The following is a 26,126-nucleotide window of genomic DNA, read 5'->3' as shown; positions in this document are numbered from 1 at the left end:
TTGGGCGTCAGACGCCCTCGGGACGATCCTTCGGATCGAACTGAACTATGGTAATCCAGCAGGCGGTCAGGGCGGGCTTCTTCTCGTTCTCGATTTCGATGGAAACGTCATAGGTGGTCATCAGCATGCCGGCGCCCCGAAAGCGGCATTCCGCCAATGTGAAATGGCCGCGCACGCGGCTGCCGCTCCTAACCGGCGACATGAACCGCACCCGGTCGAAACCGTAGTTGATGCCCATGGTCTGTTCACGGATCTTCGGAACGGTGTTGAAATTCATGGTGGAGAGAAGCGATAGCGTCAGGAAACCATGCGCAATGGTGCCGCCGAAAGGGCTTTCGGCTTCTGCGCGGGCCGGATCGACATGGATGAACTGGTGGTCGTGGGTAGCGTCGGCAAAGAGATCGATCATCGTCTGGTCGATGGTTATCCATTCGGATGTGCCAAGTTCCTTGCCGACGAGGCCCGGGACATCCCCGAGCGAAATTTCACGCATGCGACCCTCATTAATGCTGGAATGCCGACTTTACAGAGTCTGGAAGGCTTGGCGAGCGGCTTTTTCACGGCATTTCAGTCTTGGATGCAGAAACACACGGAGCGGGCGGGGAGCTGTTCGCTCCAGGTTTCGCCGGAAGGAAGCCGCGTCCAGCCGGCGCCGGGCAAAGCAAAGCTCGCAACGTTGTGGCCGCGATTGAAGAGCACGGCTAGGCGCATGGCTTTGTTTGTCTGGCGATCGAGCGTCTTCAGCAGCATGCCGAGAACCGGATTGCCTGGATCTTCCCAGTCCTGAACCTGCATCGGCTGCCCGGATGCGGCGAGCCATTCGACATCGCCGTCGCCGTCGAAGAAACGGTTATGGGAAAACACGGCGAAGCGCTTACGGAGCGCCGAAAGCTGTGCCGTATGTTCGACCAGCACCGGGTCCAGTGCGTTCCAATCCAGCCAGGTGATGGGATTGTCCTGCGCATAGGCATTGTTGTTGCCCCGCTGGCTGCGGCCGCCCTCGTCACCCATGGTCAGCATCACCGCGCCCTTGGTGGCAAACAGTGTCGAGAGCAGCGCTTCGACATCGCGGCGGCGGTTCGCAAGGATCTGCGGATCGTCTGTCCCACCCTCGACGCCATTGTTCCAGGACATGTTCTCGCCGTGGCCGTCGCGATTGTCCTCGCCATTCGCCTCGTTGTGCTTGTGGCGGTTTGAAACGAGGTCCATCAGCGTGAAGCCGTCATGCGCGGCCAGAAAGTTGACCGTTCTTGTATGCCCGGAGCGCTCGAAGATGTCGGATGAGCCGGCAAGGCGGGTGGCGAGGGCTCCGGTCATCCATTCGTCGCCGCGCCAGTAGCGGCGCAGGTCATCGCGGGCCCGGTCGTTCCATTCGAGGAAAGCCTGCGGGAAATTGCCGAGCTGGTAGCCGCCTGGGCCGATATCCCATGGTTCGGCGATCAGCACGCGGTCTTTCAGCACCTCGTCGGAAAGCATCGCCGTCAGGGTTTCGCCGTTCGGGTCGAAGCCATGCGCGGTGCGGCCGATGATCGGCGCCAGATCGAAGCGGAAGCCATCGACGCCGGCATGCAGCACGAAATGCCGCAGCGTGTCGATGATCAGCCTGCGCACCATCGGGTGGTCGCAGGCGACCGTGTTGCCGGTGCCGGTATCATTGACCAGATGACCTGGCTCTCCGGGCACATGCCGGTAATAATTGAGGTTGCCGAGGCCGCGCATGGACAGCGTCGCGCCGTAGCGGTCGCTTTCGCCGGAATGGTTGAAGACGAGGTCGAGGATCACGCCGATGCCGGCCTCGTGCAGCGCCGCCACCGTGTCACGCAGTTCCCGGAGACCGCCGGGGCAGAGCCGCGGGTCGAGCGCCATGAGGGCGACCGGGTTATAGCCCCAGCCATTGGTCAGTCCCAGTGGGGGAAGATGCCGCTCGTCGATCCAGGCGGTGATTGGCATAAGTTCGACCGCGTCGACGCCGATTTTCTTCAGATGCGCGACGACGGCGGGGTGGGCAAGTGCTGCGACTGTGCCGCGGATGTTTTCGGGCACATCCGGATGCAAGATGGTGAAAGGTCTGACCGCGACCTCATAGATGAAACCGCCCGCCGGCAGGATAGGCTTGCCGACATTCGCCGGCATCATTTGCGCGACGATCGTCTTCGGCACGAGGTCGGCTGTGTCCATGCCGAATTGCGACAGCTTGGCATCGTGAACAAAGGGACGGTCCAGTTCGCGGGCGTAGGGATCGACTAGCAGCTTGGACGGATCAAACCACAGGCCCCGGTCGGGATCGTAGGTGCCATGGGCGCGAAACCCATAGCGTTGGCCGAGCCTGATCGAAGGGAGTTCGATGCGGTGGATGTGGTCGTCGCCGCGCTGCATCGCGTAGTCGGCGATCTGCTTCACACCATCGGCATCGAACAGGCAGAGATCGATCCGCTCGGCGTGTTCGGACCAGACGGCGAACTCCGCCAGCTTTTCAGCCAGAGTTACGCCGAGTTTTGGCGCAGACGTCATAGGTTAGCCCCCTCGTGCGGGGAGATGCCCGGCAGGGCAGAGAGGAGTAGGTGCATATGTAATCTCCCCGGTTTACAGCGGCCGCCTTACGTAATGACCGTCGGTGCGTCACGCCCCGAACGCTTCTTGAGCTCGGAGATCTCGTCCGCCACCGCGATCAGGTCGGCCAGCGCCTCCTGCGTCTCGATATTGTGGCGAGATGGATCCGGCTCATAGCGCTCCACGTAGACGCGGATCGTTGCGCCCGACGTGCCGGTGCCCGACAGGCGGAAGACGACGCGGGAGCCGCCTTCGAACAGGATGCGCACGCCCTGGTTCTTGGACACCGAGCCGTCGACCGGATCGTGGTAAGCAAAATCATCGGCGCTTGCCACTTTCAGTGCGCCGAAGCTCTGGCCGGGCAGGGTGGCCAGCTTTTCGCGCAGGGCGGCGACCAGAGCATTGGCTGCGTCCGAATCGACCTCTTCGTAGTCGTGGCGGGAATAATAGTTGCGGCCGTATTCGGCCCAATGCTTCCTGACGATCTCGGCGACGCTTTCGTTGCGGGCGGCGAGGATATTGAGCCAGAAGAGCACAGCCCAAAGGCCGTCCTTTTCGCGCACGTGGTCGGAGCCGGTGCCGAAGCTTTCTTCGCCACAGACCGTGACCTTGCCGGCATCGAGAAGATTGCCGAAAAATTTCCAGCCGGTCGGGGTTTCGTACATGCCGATGCCGAGCTTTTCAGCAACCCGGTCGGCAGCGGCGCTGGTCGGCATGGAGCGAGCGATGCCGGCGATCCCCTTGGCATAGCCCGGCGCCGCCGTGGCATTGGCGGCGATGATCGCCAGGCTGTCGGACGGGGTCACGAACATGCCCTTGCCGACCACCATGTTGCGGTCGCCGTCGCCATCGGAAGCAGCGCCGAAATGCGGGCCACTCTCGCTCATCACGTCGTCATAGAGTTCCTTGGCATGCACGAGGTTCGGGTCCGGGTGATGGCCGCCAAAATCCGGCAGTGGAACAGCATTGCGGACCGAACCTTCCGGCGCGCCGAGGCGATTTTCCAGGATTTCCCGGGCATAGGGGCCGGTCACGGCACCCATGGAATCGATGACGACGTTGAAGCCGCTGGCGATCAGGGCGCGGATCGACGGAAAGTCGAACAACTTCTCCATCAGTTCGGCATAATCGGCGACCGGATCGGTGACCTCGACCTCCATGCCGGCGACATCGAAGGAACCGACCTGATCGAGATCGATATCGGCGACATCGGCGATCTTGTATGTGTCGATGACCTTGGAGCGGGCGAAAATCGCATCGGTGATCTTTTCCGGTGCCGGTCCGCCATTGCCGATATTGTACTTGATGCCGAAATCTTCAGTCGGACCGCCGGGATTGTGGCTGGCCGACAGGATGATGCCGCCGAATGCCTTGTATTTGCGGATGATGTTGGAGGCGGCAGGCGTCGACAGGATGCCACCCTGGCCGACCATGACCTTGCCAAAGCCGCTCGCAGCGGCCATCTTGATCGCCTTCTGGATGACTTCGCGGTTGTAGTAGCGGCCGTCGCCGCCGATCACCAGGGTCTGGCCTTCAAAGCCCTCGAGACTGTCGAAGATCGACTGGATGAAATTCTCGACATAGTTTTCCTGGGCAAAGACCGGGACCTTCTTGCGCAGGCCGGAGGTTCCCGGCTTCTGATCCTGATAGGGAGCAGTCGTGACGGTCTTCATCGTGGTCATCAGGCACCTTTTTTGACAAGCAATTGTGAATAAAGCGCGGCGTAGAGGCCGGCGCTCATTTCCCAGGAGACATCCGATTTCATGCCCTGCTTCTGGATCGCAGTCCAGAGCTTGGGATCCTGGTAGAGGCGAACGGTACGGCGAAGTGCGCGGCGGAGATTGTCCGGGGTAGCGGGGCCGAAGGAAACGCCGGTGGCAGCCTTTGCCGCAAGCGCCGCGGGGCTGGCATCGATCACCGTGTCGTTGAGGCCGCCGGTCCGGGCGACGACCGGCACGCAGCCGTAGCGCAGGCCGTAAAGCTGGGTCAGGCCGCAGGGTTCGAATCGCGACGGAATGACGATCGCATCGGCACCGCCCTGCATCAGGTGAGACAGCGGCTCGTCGTAGCCGGTCACGATGCCGACGCGACCGGGATGCTTTTCCGCCGCGGCCAGAAACGCGCTTTCCAGCCCCCGGTCACCTGAGCCGAGCACGGCCAGCCGGCCGCCGAGCGCAACCAGATCATCGACAGTCTCGGCGAGCAAATCCATGCCCTTCTGCCAGGTCAGCCGCGATATGACGCAAAACAACGGACCATCATCCTCGGCCAGGCCGAAGCGCTCAGCCAAGGCCCGCTTGTTCGCTTCGCGAGCTTCGAGCGTCGCAGAGCCGTAATATGCACTGAGATTGCTGTCGGTTTCAGGGTTCCAGACCTCAGTGTCGATGCCGTTGACGATGCCGGTCAGGCTGGAGGCGCGGTGATTGAGCAAGCCTTCGAGGCCCATGCCAAATTCCGGCTCAAGAATTTCTTCCGCATAGGAGGGGCTGACGGTCGAGATCGCCCAGCTCGTCTGAAGCCCTGCCTTCAGGAAGCCGACGCCGCCGTAATATTCGACCCCGTCCATGGCAAAGGCGTGCGGCGGTAGTTGCAGATGCGGAAAGATGTCGGCGCCGAACTGACCTTGGAAGGCGATGTTGTGGATGGTGATCAGGCTCGGAATTTCTGGTTCGGCGGCGTAGCGCATGTAGGCCGGCAGCATCGCCGCCTGCCAGTCGTGCACATGCACGAGATCTGGTCTCCACCCGTCAATGCCCTGCTGGGCAATGGTCGCGCCGGCCTTGGAAAGCGCCGCAAAGCGCCTCCAGTTGTCCGCATGGTCCTGGCCGCCCGCATCGACATAGGGCCCCCCGGGACGATCGAAGAAGGCGGGGCAATCGAGGATCAGAAGGTCGAGACCCTGATGTTTCGCCAACAGGATATTCGCCTTGGCGCCGAGAAGGTCCTCGATGCGTAGGACAGGGACGGCGTCTCTCACCGCCTGCATGACAGCAGGATAACCAGGCATCAGCGTGCGTACCGAGACGCCGTGCCGACCAAGCGCCAGCGGCAGGGCTCCGGCCACATCGGCAAGCCCGCCGGTTTTCACCAGAGGATAGACTTCGGACGCGACCGAAAGAACCTGCATCAGATATCCAACTTAAACGTCCAGCCTGTCGATCATCGGCTGGGTGATGAGGCAGATCCCGGTTTCGGTGCGGCGGAAGCGCTTGGCATCAAGTTCCGGATCTTCACCGACGATCAGGCCCTCCGGAATGGTTACACCGTGATCGATGACGACATTGCGAAGCTGTGCTCGCCGGCCGATGCGGACATTCGGCAGAACGACCGCACCTTCGAGCTTCGAATAGGAATTGGCCCGGACCCCGGTGAACAGCAGGCTGCGGTTGAGCGAAGAGCCCGAAATAATGCAGTCGCCGGCAACAACCGAGGACGTCGCCGAACCGCGGCGGTCTTCGTCGTCATGGACGAACTTGGCCGGCGGCAGGATTTCCGCATAGGTCCAGATAGGCCAGGACTTGTCGTAGATGTCGAGGCCCGGGACGATTTCCGTCAAATCGATATTCGCCTGCCAATAGGCGTCGATCGTGCCGGCATCGCGCCAATAGGGCTCGCGCTCGAAATCGGAACGGACGCAGCTGTCGGCGAAGCGGTGGGCGACGGCTTTGCCGTGCTCGACGATGTAAGGGATGATGTCCTTGCCGAAGTCGCGGCTGGAGCCTTCCGCTGCCGCATCGCGCTTGAGTGCCTCCATCAGGAATTTCGTGTGGAAGACGTAGATGCCCATCGATGCCAGCGCAAAATTCGGATTGCCGGGAATGCCAGGCGGGTCGGCGGGCTTTTCCACGAAGGCGATGATCTCGTCCTTCTCGTTGACATGCATGACGCCGAAGCCGGTCGCCTCCATGCGCGGCACTTCCAGGCAGCCGACGGTGACGTCGGCACCTGAATCGACATGCTGCTGCAGCATGTATTCATAGTCCATCTTGTAGACGTGATCGCCGGCCAGGATGACCATGTATTCGGGAGCGTATGCCTCGATGATGTCGATGTTCTGGAAAACGGCATCGGCTGTGCCTTCATACCACTGCGTCTCCGAGACGCGCTGGGAGGCGGGCAGGATGTCGAAGCTCTCGTTGCGCTCCGGTCGGAAGAAGTTCCAGCCCCGCTGCATGTGGCGGATCAGCGAATGGGCCTTATACTGGGTGGCCACGCCGATGCGTCGAATGCCCGAATTCAGGGCGTTGGACAGGGCGAAATCGATGATACGGGCCTTGCCGCCAAAATACACGGCGGGCTTGGCGCGCCGATCTGTCAGTTCCTTCAATCGGCTGCCGCGGCCGCCGGCCAGCACATAGGCCATGGCATCGCGTGACAGCGGCTGAATGCGTTTCTCGTTCATTGTTCCCTCCCTTATGCTTTACGCTTGTTCCAGTTCGAGCATGATCGTTGCCAAAGGCGGCAATGTGACTTCTGCCGAAATGCTTCCTCCTGCATTGACGGCTTGAACCCGACCGCCATTGCCCTTGCCGCTGCCGCCATAGATCTCCGCGTCTGTGTTGAGGATTTCCCGCCATCTGCCTTCGTTTGGCAAGGGCACACGATAATTTTCCCGGTACACCGGCGTGAAATTGGTAATGACCGCGACCGGCTTTTCGCCCGGTGCCATGCGCAGCCAGGCATAAACAGAGTTTTCCGCGTCGTCGGCGATCAGCCACTGGAAGCCTTCGCCTTCGCAGTCACGCGCATGCAAGGCAGGCTTGGAGCGGTAGCAGAAGTTGAGATCGCGCACCAAGCGACGGATGCCTTCGTGCGGATGGTAGGCCAAGAGGTTCCAGTCGAGCGCGCGCTCCTCGCTCCATTCGCTCCACTGGGCAAACTCCTGGCCCATGAACAGCAGTTTCTTGCCCGGGTAACCCCACATGAAGCCATAATAGGCGCGCAGGTTGGCAAACTTCTGCCAGTCATCCCCGGCCATCTTGGCGATCAGCGAGCCCTTGCCGTGAACCACTTCATCATGGGACAGCGGCAGGACGAAATTTTCCGAATAGGCATAGACCAGTCCGAAAGTCAGCTCATGGTGATGGTGCTTGCGGTGCACCGGTTCGCGCTGCAGGTAGCTCAGCGTGTCGTGCATGAAGCCCATATTCCACTTGAAGCCGAAACCAAGCCCGCCTTCATGCACGGGCGAGGAGACTTTAGGCCAAGACGTGCTTTCCTCGGCAATGGTCATTACGCCCGGATGGGCGGCGTAGGAATGCGTATTCATCTTCTGCAGGAAGCGCACAGATTCGAGATTTTCGCGACCGCCATATTCATTCGGCACCCATTCGCCCTCTTTGCGCGAATAGTCGAGGTAGAGCATGGAGGCGACCGCATCGACGCGCAGCCCGTCCAGATGGAACTTCTCCGCCCAGTAAAGCGCATTGTTGATGAGGTAGGAGAGGACTTCCACCCGGCCGAAATTGTAGATGGCGGTGTTCCAGTCCGGATGGAAACCCTGGCGCGGATCCTCATGCTCGTAGAGCGCGGTGCCGTCGAAGAAGCGGAGGCCGTGCGCATCGACCGGAAAATGCGCCGGCACCCAGTCGAGAATGACGCCGATGCCGACCTTGTGGCAGCCGTTGACGAAGCGCGCAAAACCTTCCGGCTCGCCGAAGCGGGCCGTCGGGGCATAAAGCCCGGTCGTTTGATAGCCCCATGAGGGGTCGTAGGGGTGCTCGGTAATCGGCAGGAACTCGATATGGGTGAAGCCCATGTCGTCGCAATAGGGGATCAGTTCGGAGGCAAGTTCGTCCCAGGAAAGAAAAGAGCCGTCGGCCTTTTTGCGCCAGGAACCGGCATGCACCTCGTAGATCGAGATCGGCTGACGTCGGTGGTCCGATTTTTCCCAATGCTCGCGGTGCGCCTCGTCATCCCATTTCTGAGCGAGTTCCGGCGCGGTCACCGATGCGGTCTTCGGGCGCATCTCGGCACGCCGAGCATAAGGGTCGGCCTTCAAGGGCTGCGTTTTCCCGTCCTTGCCGACGATCTCGAACTTATAGGCAGAGCCGGCGGAAATATCGGGAGCGAAGATTTCCCAGATGCCGGTATCCGTGCGCAGCCGCATGACGTGGCGACGCCCGTCCCAATTGTTGAAATCTCCGACGACCGAGACCCGTCGGGCATTCGGCGCCCAAACGGCGAAGTGAAAGCCTTCGACACCCTCATGCTTCAGGGGATGGGCGCCCATCTTGTCGAACAGGCGCAGATGCGAGCCTTCCCGCAGAAGGTAGTCGTCCATCGGTCCCAGCACGGGGCCAAAGGAATAAGGGTCCGTAACGGCCCATTCGTCGTCGCCACGGCGGGCGCGATAGCGGATCGGCTGTAGTTGCGTGGCGCTGACCAGACCCTCGAAATAGCCGGCCTCATGACGGCAGGTGAGTTCGCCTAGCTCGGTTCCGGTGAGGCTGAGCGCGGTGACGGCCTCGGCGCCGGGAATGAAGCAACGAGCCCGAAAGCCGTCCCCGAGCTTATGAAGCCCGAGGACGGCGAATGGGTTGGTGTGCCTGCCTTCTAAAATCGCCTCGATCTCGGATAACGGGATTTCTCCTGGAGCTCTCCCGTCATCGAGCATACGCGGCGATTTTGTCATCAGGCTCTCCAGATCTCCGACGCGTACTGGCGAATAGTTCTGTCAGAGGAGAACCATCCCATCCGGGCGGTATTGCGAATTGTTTTCGAATACCAGGATTTAGGGTCGGCCCAGATTTGGTCAACGTTGCGCTGCGCTTCCGCATAGGCATCGAAGTCTGCAGCAACCATGAACCAGTCGTGATTGTAGATGCCGTCCATCAGCGCCGAGAAACGCGACCGGTCATCGGGTGAGAAGACACCCGTGGCGATGGCGTTGAGCGCCTGTGCCAGTTCACGCGACTTCTCGATGATCGGACGGGGATCGTGCCCGTCCGCACGAACCTTGGTGACTTCATCTGCGGTCATGCCGAAGATGACGATGTTGTCTTCGCCGACGTGATCGCGCATTTCCACATTGGCGCCATCAAGCGTGCCGATGGTGAGCGCGCCGTTGAGTGCAAACTTCATGTTGCCGGTGCCCGAAGCTTCCATGCCCGCCGTGGAAATCTGCTCGGAAAGATCGGCCGCCGGAACCATGATCTCGGCCAGCGAGACGTTGTAGTTCGGGATGAAGACGATCTTCAGCAGGCCGCGGACCGCCGGGTCGTTATTGATGACGCGGGCGACGTCGTTGGCAAGCTTGATGATGAGCTTGGCATTGTGATAGCTCGGCGCCGCCTTGCCGGCGAAAAACTTGACGCGCGGCACCCAGTCCAGTTCCGGATGCGAACGGATCTGATCGTAGAGCGCCACGGCCTCGATAATGTTCAGGAGCTGGCGCTTGTATTCGTGGATGCGCTTGATCTGAATATCGAACATGGCGGAAGGATCGACACGGATACCCATCCGGCTGCCGACGAGATTGGCAAGCTGCACCTTGTTCGCCCGCTTCACGGCGGCGAACTTTTCCTGGAAGGCCTTGTCGTCTGCATGGGCATCCAGTCCCTGCAGAGCATCGGTATCGTCCATGAAGCTGTCGCCGATAGCTTCCTTTACTAGCGATGTCAGCCCGGGATTGCACTGCATCAGCCAGCGACGCGGCGCGATGCCGTTGGTCTTGTTGTTGATGCGAGCCGGATACAGCGTGTGCAGATCCGAAAACACCGTGACCTTCATCAGGTCGGTATGCAGCGCCGAAACGCCGTTGACCGAATGGGAGCCGACAAAGGCAAGGTTGCCCATGCGGACACGGCGGTCGCCGCTTTCGTCGATTAGCGAGATCGAGCGGATCTGCGTTTCAGAGAAGCTTTTCTGCTTGCGGGCCTCGATCAGGATTTTCGCGTTGATCGCATAAACGATCTGCATGTGGCGCGGCAGGAGGCGCTCGAACAGTGGCACTGGCCAGCTTTCCAGCGCTTCCGGCAGAAGCGTGTGGTTGGTATAGGAGAAGGTCTGGCGGGTGATGTCCCATGCCTGCTCGAAATCCATGCCATGGATGTCGGTGAGAAGCCGCATCAATTCGCCGATCGACACCGCAGGATGGGTGTCGTTAAGCTGGATCGCGACTTTCTCGTGCAAATTGGTGAAGTCGGGATACTGCTGCAGGTGACGGCGAAGAATGTCCTGCAACGAAGCGGACGAGAAGAAGAATTCCTGGCGCAGGCGCAGTTCCTGACCGGCCGGATTGGCGTCGGCCGGATACAGCACGCGTGTCAGGCTTTCCGCCTTGTTGCTTTCGCGAAGCGCGCCGATATGGTCGCCGGCGTTGAAGGCATCGAGCAGGATCGGATCGATCGGTTGGGCCGACCAGAGGCGCAGCGTGTTGACGCGCTGGGCGCGCCAGCCGACCACCGGCGTATCATAGGCCATGGCGATGACGCGTTCGGCCGGCTTCCAGACGTAACGCGGCGTGTCTTCGTAGCCGCCGACGGTCTCGACGGTGCCGCCATAACCGATTTCGTAGGAGCTTTCCCGGCGCTCGAACTCCCACGGATTGCCGTGAGCAAGCCAGTTTTCGGGCAGTTCGACCTGCCATCCGTCCGCCATCTGCTGACGGAACAGGCCGTGGACATAGCGGATGCCATAGCCATAGGCCGGGATGTCGACGGTTGCCATGCTTTCCATGAAGCAGGCGGCGAGACGGCCAAGACCGCCATTGCCGAGAGCGGCATCCGGCTCGAGCCCGGCAATCACGTCAATATCGACGCCGAGGGACGTCAGCGCGTCGCGCAGCTCGTTCATGACGCCCAGATTGCTGACGGCGTCGCGCATCAGGCGGCCGATCAGGAATTCCAGCGATAGATAATAAACCCGCTTTCCATCGGTTGCGTATACCTTGCGGGTGCTCTCCATCCACTTGTCGATGATGCGATCGCGCACAACGAGGATCGACGCTGTCAGCCAATCATGCGGCTTGGCAACCTTGGCATCCTTGCCGATGCGGTAGGTCAGGCGTTCGATGATCTCTTCCGCGAGGATTTCAGGGCGGGAGCTGCGTGGAGCCGGCTGCGGGATTTCAACCGGAGAAGAGAGACTGTTCATATATCGCCAACTTTCTGGTGGAACGGGAGGAAAGGCGTCCGATTCAGGTCCATCAGGCATGATGTCGCGAGACAGTCTATGCAGCCTTATGACACCCTTCAATGGGTCGGGAATATATTAGTGAACTTGAGCGGAACTGGCCAAGCGATCGCCATAGCTGGAATCAAAAGCCCCGCCGGGCGATGGCGGGGCGCTACGGGTTTGGCGAAACCATCAATTGGTGAGGCGGGTGCCGACCTGTGAAGCTTTTTCCCCGATGGACTTGAACGCCGCAATGAGATCGACTGCGTTATCTGCGTCGTAGTAATGGCTTGTGTCGGTTGCGCAGGTTTTTAAAAGCTTTTGGCCTGCAGTCGGAGCCATGAATGCAACGGTGTAGATCTCGATCCCGGCGGCCTTTGCATTGGCGCATGCTGCCTTCGTCTTTGTGTCCGCACCGGCAACGTTGTTTTCTCCGTCCGTCATGAAAATGATGTACTTGCTCGGATCGCTCTGTCCGTTCTTCTTCTTATGTGCACTTGCCTCAGTAGCAGCGGAAAGCGAAGAATAAGCGGTCTCCATCGCCTCTCCGGAATTGGTCGTCCCGTCTGCACTCAGCTTACTGACGTAGTCCTCGACCTTTTTAGTTCCCCAGCGGAGCTTCTCAGGCGACTGCATTTCATTGTTGTAGGAGACCGCCCCAAGCCTAGCATATTTGCTGTCCGCGTCGGCTTGCTTGATGGTGGTCAGCAGACTGTTGACCGCTATTTTGAGTGCGTCGATCTTGATCACATAATTTGTTGTTTCCTGGCATTTGCCGTTTGAATAGGAGCTGCACTTCTTGGGTTGGGCCGTGTTGACGGTCGCTGTGTCCTCCCCCATCGATCCCGAGCGATCGAGCACGAGGTACATGGAAAGTGCGTTCTGCGCCTCGGTGCTGCTCTGAGCCGAGCCGGATACGGCAACGTTCATCGTGCCGACGCCGATTGCTGCGCTCAAGCCACTCAACGGCAGATTCAATGAACTGTTTATCGCGACATTGAAGGTCTGCCCGGATGATGGGCTTCCCGTCTGCGACACCACGACGGCAGTGTTATCCTTGATGTATTCAGCCTGATTGGCCGCCTCAGCCGCATCTTTACTCTTCACGACTTCGCCGATCTGGGCCGCAAGCAGCGATTTTGCGAGCTCCTCCGCCTGCTCCGGAGTAAGGCCCTTGTCGGCCATGGAGGAGGCGGCTGCCAAGGCCGCGGCATCCGCCAGTCCTTGCAAGGCGCTCTTCGTCTGCATCGCATTGCTCAAATCCAGCGCCACACCCGCAGCACCTAGGAGCACGGGCAGAAGCACAGCCGTCATGATTCCGAAATTGCCGCTGCGGTCCTTCAAAAGCCGCCTGAGATGTGACTTGGCCATGGTCGTCCCCGATCGCTGCTCGAGTCATTCGAGCTTTGCGTGACCATAAGTCCGGAGTTGTGGATGAAATTCTAAAGCAATCCGCGCAATCTTAACGAATGTCGCGATTCAGCGTCAAAACGAGGCTATCTCACTGGAATGACGTCGACGGCCTGGGCCGCCTTCTGATTTCCGTAACCCTTGAGGACGCCAATCACCGGTGCCACATCGGAGTAATCGCGGCCGTAGCCGACAACGATATGATCGCTTCCGACAGCGATATTGTTGGTCGGATCAAGCTCCATATATCCGGTCGCGTCGCCGCACCAGACCTTTACCCAGGCATGCATGGCATCCGCCCCTTCCAGCCGCTCCTTGCCCGCCGGCGGAATTGTGCGCAGGAAGCCCGAGACATAGCCGGCGGGAATGCCGAGGCTGCGCAGTGCGACGATCATGATATGGGCGAAATCCTGGCAAACGCCGCGTTTCAGGGCAAACGCTTCCTTGGCGGTCGAATCGACGGTGGTCGCTTCCGCATCGTAGGCGAAGTCCTTGTTGATGCGGGCGCAGAGCGCAAGCGCGACCTCGCGCACCGTCTGCCCCGGCTTCATGGTCTCCCGGGCATATTCGGCAATGGCGGGCTCTTCGGGCAGGCGAAGGCTGGGTCCGGTCAGATGATGCGGAGACGCAGGTCCCACGGACCGCAGATCCTCCAATTCCTCCCGAAGCTCTGCAAGTTGCGGCGACAGGTCGGCGGTGAGCGGCGGAGGCTCGACCATGACGCGCGCCTGCATGCGGATATCGAGACGCTCGTGCGGCGCCCGCACCAGCACTGCCGTCGCCTGCTGGCCGAAGAAGTCGATGAAACTGGTTCGTTCCTCGGCGGTCGGGGTGACGGTGACCGAGCCGGCGATCAGTCTCTGCCGGTCGGGCAGCGACACCGGCAGCACACGGATCAGATGCCGGGCACCGGATGCCGGGACGTCATAGGCATAGCCCATGTGAAGGGAGAGGTCGTAGAGCATCGACATATCTTCCCTCAGCTGAAGTAAGTCTGACCGAGAATGTCGGACAGCTTCTCCATCTCCTGTTCGAGCTTGCGGTAGAAGTCCTCGTTCATGCCTTCCGGCGTCATCACCGCAAGTCCCGAATGCAGCCGCATGGCCTCGCGGTAAAAGGGCGACATCTGGCCGTTGACGAAGGCATTCGGCAATTGCTCCACCTCGGTGCGGATCTCGTTCAGCTGGTACAGGACGGAGCGCGGGTTGAGAGGGTCGAGCGCCAGAAGATCGGCCACGGTCAGCCGCGCGGTCGCCACATTGTAACGGCGCCGATGGGTCATGACGCTGTCGCCGATTTCCAGCAGCATGTCGAGTGAGCCATCCGGAGCATCCTCCCCCGACATGTGGCCGAGAAGGCGGGTCATGTGCAGGGCGCGTTCCAGATGCCTGCCGATCGACAGGAAGCGCCAACCGGTAAAGCGATACATGTTCTCGTGCACCAGGCCGGCAAAGCCTGCGAGCTTGCGCAGCAGCACGGTCATGGCATGGGCGGCATCGTCACCCGGCTGCACGGCCTCGTGGAAGCGCCGCGCCGTTTTGGCAAGATCGGTCAAGGCAAGCCAGCCGTCCGGCGAAAAGCGGTCGCGGATATTGCTAGCGGAGTAAATGGCGCTGTCGATATTGCGCAGAAGCGGTGTCGGCACCGCCTTTCCCATGTCGATGTCGATGCTTTCCAGATAGCGGCTCACGTCGGCCAGCAGCGGCGCTTCCGGGTCCGCCGATTCCGCATAGCGCAGGTTCCAGGCGCGCAGGATGCGCAAAGCCCCTTCCGCTCGTTCAATATAGCGGCCGAGCCAATAAAGATTGTCGGCGGCGCGGCTCGGGAGCGAGCCCGGCATATTGCGGGTGAAGCTTTCCTCTGGTGGCAGCAGGGTCGGCTTGCCGACGGGCTTGCTGGAAACGATCCAGACGTCGGCAGCCGTGCCGCCCGCCTGCATGGCGATCGCCGCCACGTCGTCGCCGGAGCCGATACGGGCAAAGCCGCCGGGCATGATCTGCCAGCCGCTCGCGGTGCGGGCGGCAAAAACGCGCAGCGACATCGGCCGTGGGGTGAGCTTGCCATCGACATAAGCGGGCGTGGTCGAGAGCGTCACGACTTCCTGGCCGACCAGCTTGGAGCCTTCCGAGGCAAGCCATTCGCCGACCGTATCCTTGGCCGTCTCGCGCAGCGACGATCCGAGCACGGATTGGCCGTTGTCGTCGAAAAAGGGCATGCGCGAATAGGCCGGGCCAATGACCATACGTTCGATATTGGCGGCGACATGCTCGCGTTCCGACTTCTGGCCGCACCACCAGGTGGCGATCGACGGCATGGTCAGATCCTGCCCCGTCAGCCGGCGACAGATGGTCGGCATGAAGGCAAGCAGAGCGCGCGTTTCCAGTATGCCGGAGCCCAGCGCATTGACCAGGGTCAGCGAGCCGGATCGCAGCGCCTGGACCATGCCGGGCGTGCCGATATGCGAATTCTGATCAAGCTCGAGCGGGTCGGCATAGGACGCATCAAGCCGGCGCCAGAGCACGCCGACCGGCTTCAGGCCGGCCACGGTGCGCACCATGACTCGGTTGTTGACAACCGTCAGGTCTTCTCCTTCGAGCAGCATGAAGCCGAGATAGCGGGCGATATAGGCATGCTCAAAATAGGTTTCGTTGGCGGGGCCGGGAGAAAGAACGGCAATGCGGTCCTCCGGATATTGCTTGTGGCCCTGCAGGGCGTCGCGGAAAGCGCCGAAGAAGGCGGCCAGGCGGTGCACATGACTTTCCGCATAGATGTCCGAAAGGGCACGGGTCGTTGCTACCCGGTTCTCCAGTGCAAAACCGGCGCCCGAAGGCGCCTGGGTGCGATCGGCTAAGACCCACCATTTGCCGTCCGGCCCACGGCCGACTTCGAAGGAACAGAAATGCAGATAGTGGCCGCCGACCGGCTTGACACCGACGAGCGGGCGCAGGAATTCTGGATTGGCGGCCACCAGTTGCGGCGGCAGTATGCCTTCCTGCACCAGCTTGTTGTCGCCGTAGATATCGGCGATCAGAGCTTCCAGAAGATCGGCCCGCTGCTTGAGGCCCTTCGATACCGCTTCCCACTCCTTGCCGTCGATGAGCACGGGAATGTGGGAAATCGGCCAGCTGCGCTCGCCGTTGCCTTTTGCAGGCGCTTGCGCCCCGTAGGTGCGGTAGAAGACGCCGGCGTCGCGCAGATAACGGTCGGCGCGCGCGAAGCGGTCATGCAGCTCTCCTTCCGACATGCGGCTCAACCGCGTGATCAGGTTCAGCCAGACCGGCTTGATCTCGCCGTTGGCATCCAGCATTTCGTCGGCGACGCCCGGCAAAGCGGAATAGCCGAGAATCGGGTCGCCGCCGATCGGTTCGGGTTCCACGCGTTCTGTTGCCGGTCGCTGGGACATGGCTGACTTTACACTCCGTGCGGCCGACGCAGATCGAGCGTCAGCGGAAATTCGGGCGAGGGCGTTTCGGCAAGCAAAGCATATCGGCCCGCTGTATGCCCCCAGGGTTCAAAGCGGGCAAGGCGCCGCGCCTCCGCCTCATTGCCATTGACCGGGAAGGTCTCATAACTACGCCCGCCGGGATGGGCAACATGGTAGATGCAGCCGCCGATCGAGCGGCCTGACCATATATCATAGATGTCGAATGTAAGCGGCGTATTAAGCGGCAGTGTCGGGTGCAGGCCCGAGGCCGGCTGCCATGCCTTGAACCGCACGCCGGCAACCGAAACACCGGCTGTGCCTGTCTGTCTCAGCGGGACCGCACGGCCGTTGCAGGCAACCGTGTAACGCGACGGATTGGCCGTTTCGAGACGCACCTGCATGCGCTCGACCGAACTGTCGACGTAACGCACAGTGCCGCCTGGGGCACCTTCCTCGCCCATCACGTGCCAAGGTTCGAGTGCCTGGCGGAGTTCGAGCCTGGCGCCCTCGTATTCGACCTCGCCACAGAAGGGGAAGCGGAATTCGAGCTGTGCCGCAAACCATTCCGGACGGAAATCGAAGCCGTTTTCACGCAAATCCTGGAGCACGTCGAGAAAGTCCGCCCAGACATAATGCGAGAGCATGAAGCGGTCGGCAAGGGCCGTACCCCAGCGGACGAACCTGCCCTGGGCGGGGTTACGCCAGAACCGGGCGATCAGGGCCCGTACCAGCAATTGCTGGGCAAGCGACATCCGCGCATTCGGCGGCATTTCGAAGCCGCGGAACTCAACCAAGCCGAGACGTCCGGTCGGGCCGTCCGGCGAAAACAGCTTGTCGATGCAGATTTCCGAGCGATGGGTATTGCCGGATACGTCGGTCAGCAGGTTGCGGAACAGGCGGTCGACCAGCCAAGGCAGCGGCGCTTCGCCTTGCCCGGGCATCGGCACCTGCGCCATGGCGATTTCCAGCTCGTACAGCGTGTCGTGGCGGGCCTCGTCAACACGTGGCGCCTGGCTGGTCGGGCCGATGAACATGCCGGAAAACAGGTAGGACAGCGACGGATGCCGCTGCCAGTGCATGATCAGGCTTTTCAGGAGGTCGGGACGGCGCAGGAACGGGCTGTTGTTGGGATTGTCGCCGCCGACCACTACATGATTGCCGCCGCCGGTGCCGGTATGGCGGCCGTCGATCATGAACTTGTCGGCACCAAGCCGTGTCTGCCGGGCCTCTTCGTACACAGCGGTGGTGATCTCGACGCATTCGGCCCAATTGGAGGCCGGGTGGACGTTGACCTCGATGACGCCGGGATCCGGCGCAACGCGCATGACATTGATGCGCTCGTCCTGAGGCGGCGTGTAGCCTTCAATATGGATCGGCAGGCCGAGCTGCTGGGCAGCCCTTTCGGCGGCGGCGATCAGGTCGAGATAGTCCTCGATCCGCTCGACGGGAGGCATGAAGACGCAGAGCCGGCCGTCGCGCGGCTCCACGCTCATCGCCGTGCGCACGGCGCCGCGGATGTCGCCGGCCGAGCCGGTGATGTTCTGCTCGTTTCGGTCCTGCTGCGGTTCACTCGCCGTGCGGGATGCCTGCGCCATGGCGCGAGCCGGAGCGCTGTAATCGGGCAGCGGCTGGCGCGGGATCGAGGGGTCGGCCTCGTGGATGTAGGGATATTGCGACGGCGGCACATAGGGCAGCGTGCCGAGCGGCATGCGGAAGCCGACCGGGCTGTCGCCGGGGATGAGGAAGATTTTGCCGCGCCGGGTCCGCCAGCGCTCGCTCACCCAGCGCCGTCCGTCGGCCTTGGCATTCCAGGCCTGGACTGGAAGGATATAGCCGGTCGGCACCGTCAGACCGCGCTCGAAGACCTTGGCGATGCGGGCCCGTTCCTCAGGGCTTTCCAGTTTGGAATTGGACGGGTCGACATTTTCGGGAAGGCTGCCTTCCTTGATAATCCATTCGGCCGGATCCTCGAAGGCCGGGATGACCATGTCGCTTTCGATCTCAAGCTCGGAGGCGATACCGGAGATCAGCGCTTCGGCCTCCTTGGTCGTGACCTTGGTATCCTTGCCTTCGGCGGCGATCAGATCCGGGTTAATCCAGATCGGTTTGCCGTCCTTGCGCCAATAGAGCGAAAAGGTCCAGCGCGGCAGACTTTCGCCCGGATACCATTTGCCCTGGCCGTAGTGCAGGAAGCCGCCCGGCGCGAAACGCTCGCGCAGCTTGCGGATCAAGATATCGGCCTTTTCCCGCTTGGTCGGGCCGACGGCATCGGTATTCCATTCGCCGGACTCGAAATCGTCGATGGATACGAAGGTCGGTTCGCCGCCCATGGTCAGGCGCACATCCTGGGCCTGGAGAACGCGGTCCACCTGCTCGCCCAGATCGTTCAGCGCGTCCCAGCTTTCATCGGAGAAAGGCTTGGTGATGCGCGGATGTTCGGCGACTCGGCTGACTGTCATGGCGAAGTCGAAGGAGGTCTGGGCTTCGCCGAAATAGCCGCCGGAAATCGGCGCGGCATTGCGGTAATGCGGCGTGGCGGCGAGCGGGATATGGCTTTCGCCGGTCAGAAGACCCGAGGTCGGGTCGAGGCCGATCCAGCCGGCGCCGGGCAGATAGACTTCCGCCCAGGCATGCAGATCGGTGAAGTCCACTTCGGTGCCGGAAGGACCGTCCAGCGCCTTCAGATCCGGCGTCAGCTGAATGAGATAGCCGGACACGAAACGGGCGGCGAAACCGAGATGCCGTAAAATCTGTACCAGCAGCCAGCTCGAATCGCGGCAGGAGCCCATCGCCGAGGTCAGTGTCTGCTCCGGCGTCTGGACACCCGGCTCCATGCGGATCACATAGCCGATCGCCTGCTGTAGCCTGGCATTGATGCCGACCACCATGTCGACGGTCGGCTGGTTAGGCGACATGTCGAAGGTCTTGAGATATTCCACGAGCGCCGGTTCGGGCGGCTCCGGCGTCATGTAGATCGACAGATCCTCGACCAGGTCGGCCGGATACTTGAACGGCCATTTCATGGCCTCCTCTTCAACAAAGAAGTCGAAGGGATTGTAGACTGTCATGTCGGCGACGAGGTCGACCTCGATCTTCAGTTCAGTAACAGGCTCGGGAAACACATAGCGGGCCAGATAGTTACCGTAGGGATCCTGCTGCAGGTTCACGAAATGGGTGGAGGGGGTGACCTTCAGCGAATGGCTGAGGACCTTGGTGCGGGAATGGGCGGCGGGCTTCAGGCGGATGATCTGTGGCCCAAGCTTTACCGGGCGATCATATTTGTAATGGGTGAGGTGATAGATGCTCGCCTTGATCGACATACTGCCCCTTTGGCTGCGCTTTCGCTGATTCTGCCGATGCTAACACCGGGCGATCCGTGATCGTTGCAAGGATTTTGTGCAATGCACGAGAATAATGCAAGGCGGCATCCAAGCTTGTCGCCTGCTTGCTGTACAAGCGGCGAGCCCATGTTAAGGCTTCGGCATCAAAATGAGCTCGACGTCGAGCCACGGGAGACCGCGCAGAATGAATGACACTCCGGATGCCATGCCGCAGGCCTACGAGCTTTCGCTGTGGAGCCAGCTGCGCATGATGGCCGGCGCCTTCTGGGGCTCGCGGGTGCGCACCAAGGTCCTGTTGCTGACGGTTGCGCTCCTGACGATCATCTTCGCGACGACCTATGCGCAATATCGGCTGAACGAGTGGAATGGGCCTTTCTACGACGCACTTGAGCGGCGCGACATGGCGGAATTTCTCGACCAGCTGGTGGTTTTCGCCGTTCTCGCCCTGTCGCTGACTGCACTCAACGTTGTCCAGATGTGGCTGAACCAGATCGCTGCGCTGCGCATGCGCGAAGGCTTGGCGCGAGATCTGGCGGATGTCTGGCTTTCGCACGGTCGGGCACTGAAGCTGACCAGCGCCGGCGCAATTGCCGCCAATCCGGACCAGCGGCTGCACGAGGACACCCGGATCCTGGCGGAAAATACGACGAACCTGGCGATCGGGCTCGTCAATTCCACGATCCTGCTGGCCAGCTTCATCGGCGTGCTCTGGGCGATCTCGTCGGATTTCGTCTTTCCCCTTGCCGGACGCATGGTCTTCATTCCCGGATATATGGTCTGGGCGACTGTGCTTTATGCGGTACTCGGTTCGGTCATCAGCAATGTCGTGGGCAGCCGGCTGCCGCGGCTCAATGCGGACCGCTATGCCCGCGAAGCCGACCTTCGTGCCGCGCTGGTCCGGGCTAACGAGAACATCAAGCCGATCACGCTGGCACGCGGCGAACCGAACGAGCTGGCCCGTGTTCAGGGAGCCATCGACGGCGTGCTCGGCATGCTGCGCAAACTGGCCTGGGCACTTACCAACCTCACCTGGGTCTCCTCCGGTTTCGGCTGGCTGGCCCTGGTCGCACCGATCATCATCGCATCGCCCATGTATTTTTCCGGCCAGCTTTCGTTTGGCGGTCTGATGATGGCGGTCGGCGCCTTCAATCAGGTCAACCAGGCGCTGCGCTGGTATGTCGCCAATTTCAGCGTCATCGCCGACTGGCGGGCGACGCTCGCCCGCGTTTCCTTCTTTCGCAACGCGCTCCTTGCCATGGATACGCCGAGACAGGAAGGTGAAGTCATTGTCCGCGGCGACGCGGCCGTCGGCGAGGGCATCAGCCTGGCCGGGCTTACCGTGTTCGCCGAGCCGGAGCGCGGCAAGGCAGGACGAGGCGTGCGGATCGTCGAAGGAACGTGCGCCATCAAACCTGCTGAGCGGGTGATGATCAATGGCGATCCGGGCGCCGACAGGCATCTTTTTTTCCAGGCTCTGGCCGGCATCTGGCCCTGGGGCCGGGGCAAGGTCAATCTCCCAGTCGCCGGTACAATGATCATGATGCCGCAGGAGGGCTACCTGCCGACGGCAACCTTGCGCGAAGTGATGACCTATCCGGCCGGTCTTCCAGGTATTACCGATGCAGCTCTTTCCGAGGCTCTGGAAAAGGTCGGGCTGGAGCGGCTTGTGCCCCGGCTGGACGACGTCGAGCGGTGGGACAGGTTGCTGGACAAGGACGAGAAGGCGGCACTGGCGATTGCCAATGCCGTGCTACGCCATCCGGACTGGCTGATCATGGACGATGTGCTGGAAGGGATCGAGCAAGAAAGCCGCGAGCGGCTGCTCGACGTCCTGTCGGGCCTCGAAGGCTCGGCGCTGGTTTATATCGGCCGCTCCGAGGAATTCCTGAACAGGTTTTCGCCGAAGATCTTCCACCTGTCGCCGCTGCATGCCAATGGCGAGCATACGGCGTCGGCTGAACCACAAGATCACCCTTTGCCGGAAAAGGTATGAATAGGGCAAAACACTCGCCGCCGCTCATGCCCCGGGGGGGTCATCTCTTCGGCATCATGTCTAGCGCCAGCCAGTAAGCCTTCCTAGGTCGGTGTCGTCTCGATGCGGTTGGCATTCGGTCGGCGCAGGTTGAAGAGGTTGCCGGCCAGGATCAGCGCCGCGCCGATCGCCATCAGGGTATCGACGCCCTCGGCGTAAAGGAAATAGCCGATCAGCGCCGACAGCGGCACGCGAAGATAATCCATCGGCATGGCGACCGTGGCATCCGCATGGGACAAGGCCTTTGCCATGCAGAAATGCGCGAACGTGCCGGTGAAGGCGATCACGAAGATCCATGGCCAGATGCCCGCAGAGGGCCAGGCCCAGACCCTTAGGGCTGGGATGAGGCCGAGGATCGACTGGATGATCAGCATCCAGAAGATGATCTTCGTGGCGCTGTCCGACCGTGTCAGAAACTTCGTCATGATGAAGGATATGGCGAAGAAGAAGGCGGCACCCAGCACGATCAGATGGCCGGGATTGAGCGGCGCAGCCCCCGGCTTCAGGATCAGCAGCACACCGAGGAGGCCAAAGGAGATGGCGGCGCCCTTGCGCCAAGTCAGTCTTTCGCCGAGAAAGGTTGCCGCCATCAGTGCCGCCCAAATCGGCGCGGTGAATTCGATGGCGATCACCTGCGCCAGCGGGATCAGCGTCAGGCCCATCAGCCAAGTAAACTGGCCTACATAGTGGGCGACGTTGCGGCCGATATGGATCGGCAGGATGCCGGTTCGCATGGCGCCAAAGCCGCCTTCGCGAAAGACCAGCGGCAGCAGCATGAAAAAGGCGATCACCGAACGCATTTCCATGACCTGGAAGACATCTATTTCGCGAGTGGTGATGCGGCCCGAAACGGCCATCAGCAGAAGCAGTGCGATCGACGCCATCATCCAGGCCGCAGCCTTCATGGTCGATTGAGTGTTTTCCAAGGACGTTTCCTCCTGACGCAGAACCGGCGGCATTGCCTTAGAGGTTTCGGGCGGCGAATGGAAATGCCTTATCGCCACATGCCCCGCATTCGCGCAGTAACGTCGATGCGGACTTGCTGGCGGTGCTGGCGTTCCGCATCCGACATCGGCGCAACGACCGGCCAGGCGCAGGTCTCGAAGAACTGCAGCAATGTCGCCGGGATGAAGCGGGAGCGAGACGCATAAACGTGCCGGTCGCCCTGCGACGCCTGGCCGTGCACGAAGAAACGCTGCGGGGTGATGAGGTGCAGGTGGTCCTTGGCCCGCGTCATGGCGACATAGAGAAGCCGGCGCTCCTCCTCGATCTCGGCGGTCGAGCCGACGCCGAGATCCGAGGGGATGCAGCCGTCGACGCAGTTCAGCAGGAAGACCGAACGCCATTCCTGTCCCTTGGACGAGTGGATAGTCGAGAGGATGAGGTAGTCCTCGTCTAGCAGCGGCACGCCTGCCTGGTCGCTCGTCGCATCCGGTGGATCGAGCGTCAGCTCGGTCAGAAAGCGCTCCCGCGAGGAATAACCGGAAGCGATCTGCTCGAGTTGCAGGAGGTCGGCTTTCCGGGTCTCTGCATCCTCGTGGATCCGCTCCAGATGCGGCTCGTACCATTGTCGCGCAAGGCCGATCTCCGAAGGCCAGCCTTCCTTTTTGCGGACGGCAGCCAGCATTTCCACGAGGGCCGGCCAGTCGGCGCCCGAGCGGGGCGGTGCCGGGATTTCCTCCAGGGCAGCCAGAGGTTCCGGATCGCCAGCGATCGCATCGAGGATCTTGCCCGCCGTTTGAGGGCCAATGCCGGGGACGAGCTGCATCAGCCGGAAGCCGGCGACCCGATCGCGGGGATTCTGGGCAAACCGTAGGGCGGCCAGCATGTCCTTCACATGGGCGCTGTCGAGGAATTTCAGGCCGCCGAACTTGACGAAGGGAATGTTGCGGCGCGTCAGTTCCACTTCGAGCGGGCCGGAATGATGCGAGGCGCGAAACAGCACGGCCTGGTTTTTCAAGGTCATGCCGGTTTCACGGTTCTCGAGGATCTTCTCGACGATGTAATTCGCCTGTTCGTTCTCGTCCTTGACGGTGACGAGGCGCGGCCGCTCCTGCGACTCGCGTTCCGTCCACAGGTTTTTGGTGAAACGCTCCCGGGCAAGCTCGATGACGCCGTTGGCGGCAGAAAGAATGGCAGTGGTCGAACGGTAGTTTCGGTCCAGCGTGACGATATGGGCGGGCGGGTCGAATGCGTTCGGGAAATCAAGAATATTGCGGATCGTCGCGGCCCGGAAGGAATAGATCGACTGCGCGTCATCGCCAACGACGGTGAGGCCTTGGCCGCCCGGCTTCATCGCCATCAGAATCGAGGACTGGAGGCGATTGGTGTCCTGATATTCGTCGACCATGACATGATCGAACCGCCCACCGACATCCTCGGCGATCAGGGGCTCCGCCATCATCTGCGCCCAGTAGAGCAGCAGGTCGTCGTAATCGAGGACGTTCTGGGCCTGCTTGGCCTCGACATAGGAGGCAAAAAGCTCGCGCAGCTGCTTGTCCCAGGCTTGGCACCAGGGAAAGCTCTGCTTCAGCACTTCGTCGAGCGGGGTCTCGGAATTAACGGCGCGGGAATAGATGGCGAGACAAGTGCCCTTGGTCGGAAACCGGCTTTCCATCTTGGAGAAGCCAAGCTCGTGGCGCACCAGGTTCATCAGGTCGGCGGAATCCTCTCGGTCGTGGATGGTGAAATCCGGGTCGAGTCCGATCTGATGGGCATAGATGCGCAAGAGCCGCGCCCCGATGCCGTGGAAGGTACCGGCCCAGGCCAGGGCATCCGTCATGATGCCGGCCTTTGCGCCCAGGACCTGCTTGCAGATACGCTCGACGCGCCGGCCCATTTCCGAGGCGGCACGGCGCGAAAAGGTCATCAGCAGGATGCGGCGCGGGTCGGCGCCCGACATGATCAGATGCGCAACGCGATGGGCAAGCGTATTGGTCTTGCCGGAACCGGCGCCGGCGATCACCAGAAGCGGCCCGGCCGCGCCACCATCGGCGACTTCGGAACCGTGTTCGACGGCCCGCCGCTGGGCGTCGTTGAGTTTTTCCAGATAAGCAACAGTCATGGCCGTTCCCGATGTGTTCGATTTAGCCATAGCTGATTCGTCGGCTCGCGCATGTCTTCACGTAGTTGCGATTGACCTGAACTTGACCGGGCTTCTCCCCTTTCGATAAGACCGTCGCATTCAATCTTCATGTGGGAGGCGCTCTTGAACATCCTATTCGGCCTGATCGGTACCGCTGCCGCCGCAAGCCTTTCGGCTCTCGTGGTCTCCACGCCGGCCGCAGCGCAGGTGGCCGACAGCATCACCATCTACAATGCGCAGCACGAGGGGCTGACCAAGGAATGGGCGGAAGCCTTTACCGAGGAGACCGGTATCGTCGTGACGATCCGCAACGGCTCGGACCTCGAATTCGCCAACCAGATCGTCCAGGAAGGCGCCAATTCGCCGGCCGACGTGTTTTTGACGGAAAACTCTCCGGCCATGGCACTGGTGGATGGCAAGGCCCTGTTCGAGCCGGTGGCAAAGGAAACGCTTGAGCAGGTGCCGGAGCAGTTTCGACCGGCCAACGGTCATTGGATCGGCGTCGCGGCGCGCTCCACGGTCTTTGCCTATGACAAGACCAAGCTGTCAGGCGACAAGCTGCCGAAGTCCATGCTCGATCTTGCCAAGCCGGAATGGAAGGACCGCTGGGCCGCGTCTCCTTCGGGCGCCGATTTCCAGGCGATCGTCGGCGCGCTCCTGCAGCTGAAGGGCGAGGAGGTCACCGCTGAATGGCTGAAGGGCATGAAGGCCAATTTCACCGCCTATCGCGGCAATTCCACCGCCATGAAGGCAGTCAATGCGGGCCAGACCGAAGGCGCCTTGATCTACCACTATTATTACTTCGGCGATCAGGCGAAGACCGGCGAGAACAGCAAGAACGTGTCGCTGCATTACTTCAAGAACCAGGATGCGGGTGCCTTCGTGTCGATTTCGGGCGGCGGCATCCTGGCTTCCTCGAAGCACAAGGAGCAGGCGCAGGCCTTCCTCAAATGGCTGACCGGCAAGGGCGGCCAGGCGGTGCTGCGCGACGGCACATCCTTTGAATATGCGGTCGGCAAGGGTGAGGCTTCCAACAAGGCGCTGGTTCCGCTCGAGGAACTGCAGGCGCCGAAGGTCGAGCCGTCAGCCCTCAACAATGCTGAGGTCACCGACATGATGACGGCTGCGGGCCTACTGTAGCCCTGTCGCGTCTTATAATTCCAGTTG

General features: G+C 61.4%; 15 protein-coding genes. 2 read left to right on the top strand and 13 right to left on the bottom strand.

What is annotated here, in order from left to right:
• Nucleotides 1-7: 7 nt before the first annotated feature.
• The 11 genes from E2F50_RS04770 to E2F50_RS04720 all read right to left on the bottom strand — a co-directional run bounded on the left by E2F50_RS04770 (nucleotide 8) and on the right by E2F50_RS04720 (nucleotide 19,821).
• Entirely contained in the window at nucleotides 8-493 is a 486-nt protein-coding gene (locus E2F50_RS04770) for a MaoC family dehydratase (protein ID WP_133314875.1), read from the bottom strand.
• Between the two features lie 74 nt (nucleotides 494-567).
• Nucleotides 568-2,511 carry a glycogen debranching protein GlgX gene (gene glgX / locus E2F50_RS04765; RefSeq protein ID WP_133314874.1) on the bottom strand — a complete coding sequence of 648 codons (1,944 nt, stop codon included), beginning with the start codon at nucleotides 2,509-2,511 and terminating at the stop codon, nucleotides 568-570.
• A gap of 86 nt (nucleotides 2,512-2,597) precedes the next feature.
• Nucleotides 2,598-4,223, bottom strand: a complete 1,626-nt coding sequence (locus tag E2F50_RS04760) for an alpha-D-glucose phosphate-specific phosphoglucomutase (RefSeq protein ID WP_133315245.1) — start codon at nucleotides 4,221-4,223, stop codon at nucleotides 2,598-2,600.
• Nucleotides 4,224-4,231: 8 nt separating this feature from the next.
• Nucleotides 4,232-5,677 carry a glycogen synthase GlgA gene (gene glgA / locus E2F50_RS04755; RefSeq protein ID WP_133314873.1) on the bottom strand — a complete coding sequence of 482 codons (1,446 nt, stop codon included), beginning with the start codon at nucleotides 5,675-5,677 and terminating at the stop codon, nucleotides 4,232-4,234.
• Between the two features lie 12 nt (nucleotides 5,678-5,689).
• Complete coding sequence (gene glgC, locus E2F50_RS04750; protein ID WP_133314872.1) at nucleotides 5,690-6,952, bottom strand: glucose-1-phosphate adenylyltransferase; 1,263 nt, start codon at nucleotides 6,950-6,952, stop codon at nucleotides 5,690-5,692.
• A gap of 18 nt (nucleotides 6,953-6,970) precedes the next feature.
• Nucleotides 6,971-9,166 (bottom strand): 1,4-alpha-glucan branching protein GlgB, encoded by a 2,196-nt coding sequence (gene glgB / locus E2F50_RS04745; protein WP_133315244.1) that lies wholly within the window; start codon nucleotides 9,164-9,166, stop codon nucleotides 6,971-6,973.
• Nucleotides 9,167-9,183: 17 nt separating this feature from the next.
• The gene (locus tag E2F50_RS04740) at nucleotides 9,184-11,646 is read right to left on the bottom strand and encodes a glycogen/starch/alpha-glucan phosphorylase (protein ID WP_133314871.1); all 2,463 of its coding nucleotides are present in this window, start codon (nucleotides 11,644-11,646) and stop codon (nucleotides 9,184-9,186) included.
• Nucleotides 11,647-11,859: 213 nt separating this feature from the next.
• Nucleotides 11,860-13,038 (bottom strand): vWA domain-containing protein, encoded by a 1,179-nt coding sequence (locus E2F50_RS04735; protein WP_133314870.1) that lies wholly within the window; start codon nucleotides 13,036-13,038, stop codon nucleotides 11,860-11,862.
• A gap of 125 nt (nucleotides 13,039-13,163) precedes the next feature.
• The gene (locus tag E2F50_RS04730) at nucleotides 13,164-14,042 is read right to left on the bottom strand and encodes a transglutaminase family protein (protein ID WP_133314869.1); all 879 of its coding nucleotides are present in this window, start codon (nucleotides 14,040-14,042) and stop codon (nucleotides 13,164-13,166) included.
• 14 nt (nucleotides 14,043-14,056) lie between these two features.
• Nucleotides 14,057-16,480, bottom strand: coding sequence for a circularly permuted type 2 ATP-grasp protein (locus E2F50_RS04725; protein ID WP_133314868.1), 2,424 nt, complete (start codon nucleotides 16,478-16,480; stop codon nucleotides 14,057-14,059).
• An 8-nt stretch (nucleotides 16,481-16,488) separates the two neighbouring features.
• Entirely contained in the window at nucleotides 16,489-19,821 is a 3,333-nt protein-coding gene (locus E2F50_RS04720) for a transglutaminase family protein (RefSeq protein WP_133314867.1), read from the bottom strand.
• Nucleotides 19,822-20,026: 205 nt separating this feature from the next.
• On the opposite strand from E2F50_RS04720, the gene E2F50_RS04715 reads away from it, so the two are divergent.
• On the top strand, nucleotides 20,027-21,835 hold the full coding sequence (locus E2F50_RS04715; RefSeq protein ID WP_133314866.1) for an ABC transporter ATP-binding protein/permease: 1,809 nt from the start codon (nucleotides 20,027-20,029) through the stop codon (nucleotides 21,833-21,835).
• 83 nt (nucleotides 21,836-21,918) lie between these two features.
• On the opposite strand, the gene E2F50_RS04710 is transcribed toward E2F50_RS04715, so the two are convergent.
• Nucleotides 21,919-22,761, bottom strand: a complete 843-nt coding sequence (locus E2F50_RS04710) for a DMT family transporter (RefSeq protein ID WP_133315243.1) — start codon at nucleotides 22,759-22,761, stop codon at nucleotides 21,919-21,921.
• A 107-nt stretch (nucleotides 22,762-22,868) separates the two neighbouring features.
• The gene (locus E2F50_RS04705; protein ID WP_133314865.1) at nucleotides 22,869-24,938 is read right to left on the bottom strand and encodes an ATP-dependent helicase; all 2,070 of its coding nucleotides are present in this window, start codon (nucleotides 24,936-24,938) and stop codon (nucleotides 22,869-22,871) included.
• A gap of 201 nt (nucleotides 24,939-25,139) precedes the next feature.
• Here E2F50_RS04705 and E2F50_RS04700 point away from each other — a divergent pair, with 201 nt between their 5' ends.
• Nucleotides 25,140-26,099, top strand: a complete 960-nt coding sequence (locus tag E2F50_RS04700; RefSeq protein ID WP_245515318.1) for an iron ABC transporter substrate-binding protein — start codon at nucleotides 25,140-25,142, stop codon at nucleotides 26,097-26,099.
• Nucleotides 26,100-26,126: the final 27 nt, after the last annotated feature.

The sequence above is a fragment of the Rhizobium deserti genome (genome assembly GCF_004358025.1).
GTDB classification, from domain to species: Bacteria; Pseudomonadota; Alphaproteobacteria; order Rhizobiales; family Rhizobiaceae; genus Neorhizobium; species Neorhizobium deserti.
Note: the sequence above shows the minus strand (reverse complement) of the source record. Positions and strands in the feature narration are given on the sequence as shown.

Coding starts and splice junctions, on each gene's coding strand:
- E2F50_RS04715 (WP_133314866.1), top strand. CDS start 20,027: ATGAATGACACTCCGGATGCCATGCCGCAGGCCTACGAGCTTTCGCTG.
- glgB (WP_133315244.1), bottom strand. CDS start 9,166: ATGCTCGATGACGGGAGAGCTCCAGGAGAAATCCCGTTATCCGAGATC.
- E2F50_RS04770 (WP_133314875.1), bottom strand. CDS start 493: ATGCGTGAAATTTCGCTCGGGGATGTCCCGGGCCTCGTCGGCAAGGAA.
- E2F50_RS04760 (WP_133315245.1), bottom strand. CDS start 4,223: ATGAAGACCGTCACGACTGCTCCCTATCAGGATCAGAAGCCGGGAACC.
- glgA (WP_133314873.1), bottom strand. CDS start 5,677: ATGCAGGTTCTTTCGGTCGCGTCCGAAGTCTATCCTCTGGTGAAAACC.
- E2F50_RS04735 (WP_133314870.1), bottom strand. CDS start 13,038: ATGGCCAAGTCACATCTCAGGCGGCTTTTGAAGGACCGCAGCGGCAAT.
- E2F50_RS04730 (WP_133314869.1), bottom strand. CDS start 14,042: ATGCTCTACGACCTCTCCCTTCACATGGGCTATGCCTATGACGTCCCG.
- glgX (WP_133314874.1), bottom strand. CDS start 2,511: ATGACGTCTGCGCCAAAACTCGGCGTAACTCTGGCTGAAAAGCTGGCG.
- E2F50_RS04710 (WP_133315243.1), bottom strand. CDS start 22,761: ATGATGGCGTCGATCGCACTGCTTCTGCTGATGGCCGTTTCGGGCCGC.
- glgC (WP_133314872.1), bottom strand. CDS start 6,952: ATGAACGAGAAACGCATTCAGCCGCTGTCACGCGATGCCATGGCCTAT.
- E2F50_RS04725 (WP_133314868.1), bottom strand. CDS start 16,480: ATGTCCCAGCGACCGGCAACAGAACGCGTGGAACCCGAACCGATCGGC.
- E2F50_RS04720 (WP_133314867.1), bottom strand. CDS start 19,821: ATGTCGATCAAGGCGAGCATCTATCACCTCACCCATTACAAATATGAT.
- E2F50_RS04705 (WP_133314865.1), bottom strand. CDS start 24,938: ATGACTGTTGCTTATCTGGAAAAACTCAACGACGCCCAGCGGCGGGCC.
- E2F50_RS04740 (WP_133314871.1), bottom strand. CDS start 11,646: ATGAACAGTCTCTCTTCTCCGGTTGAAATCCCGCAGCCGGCTCCACGC.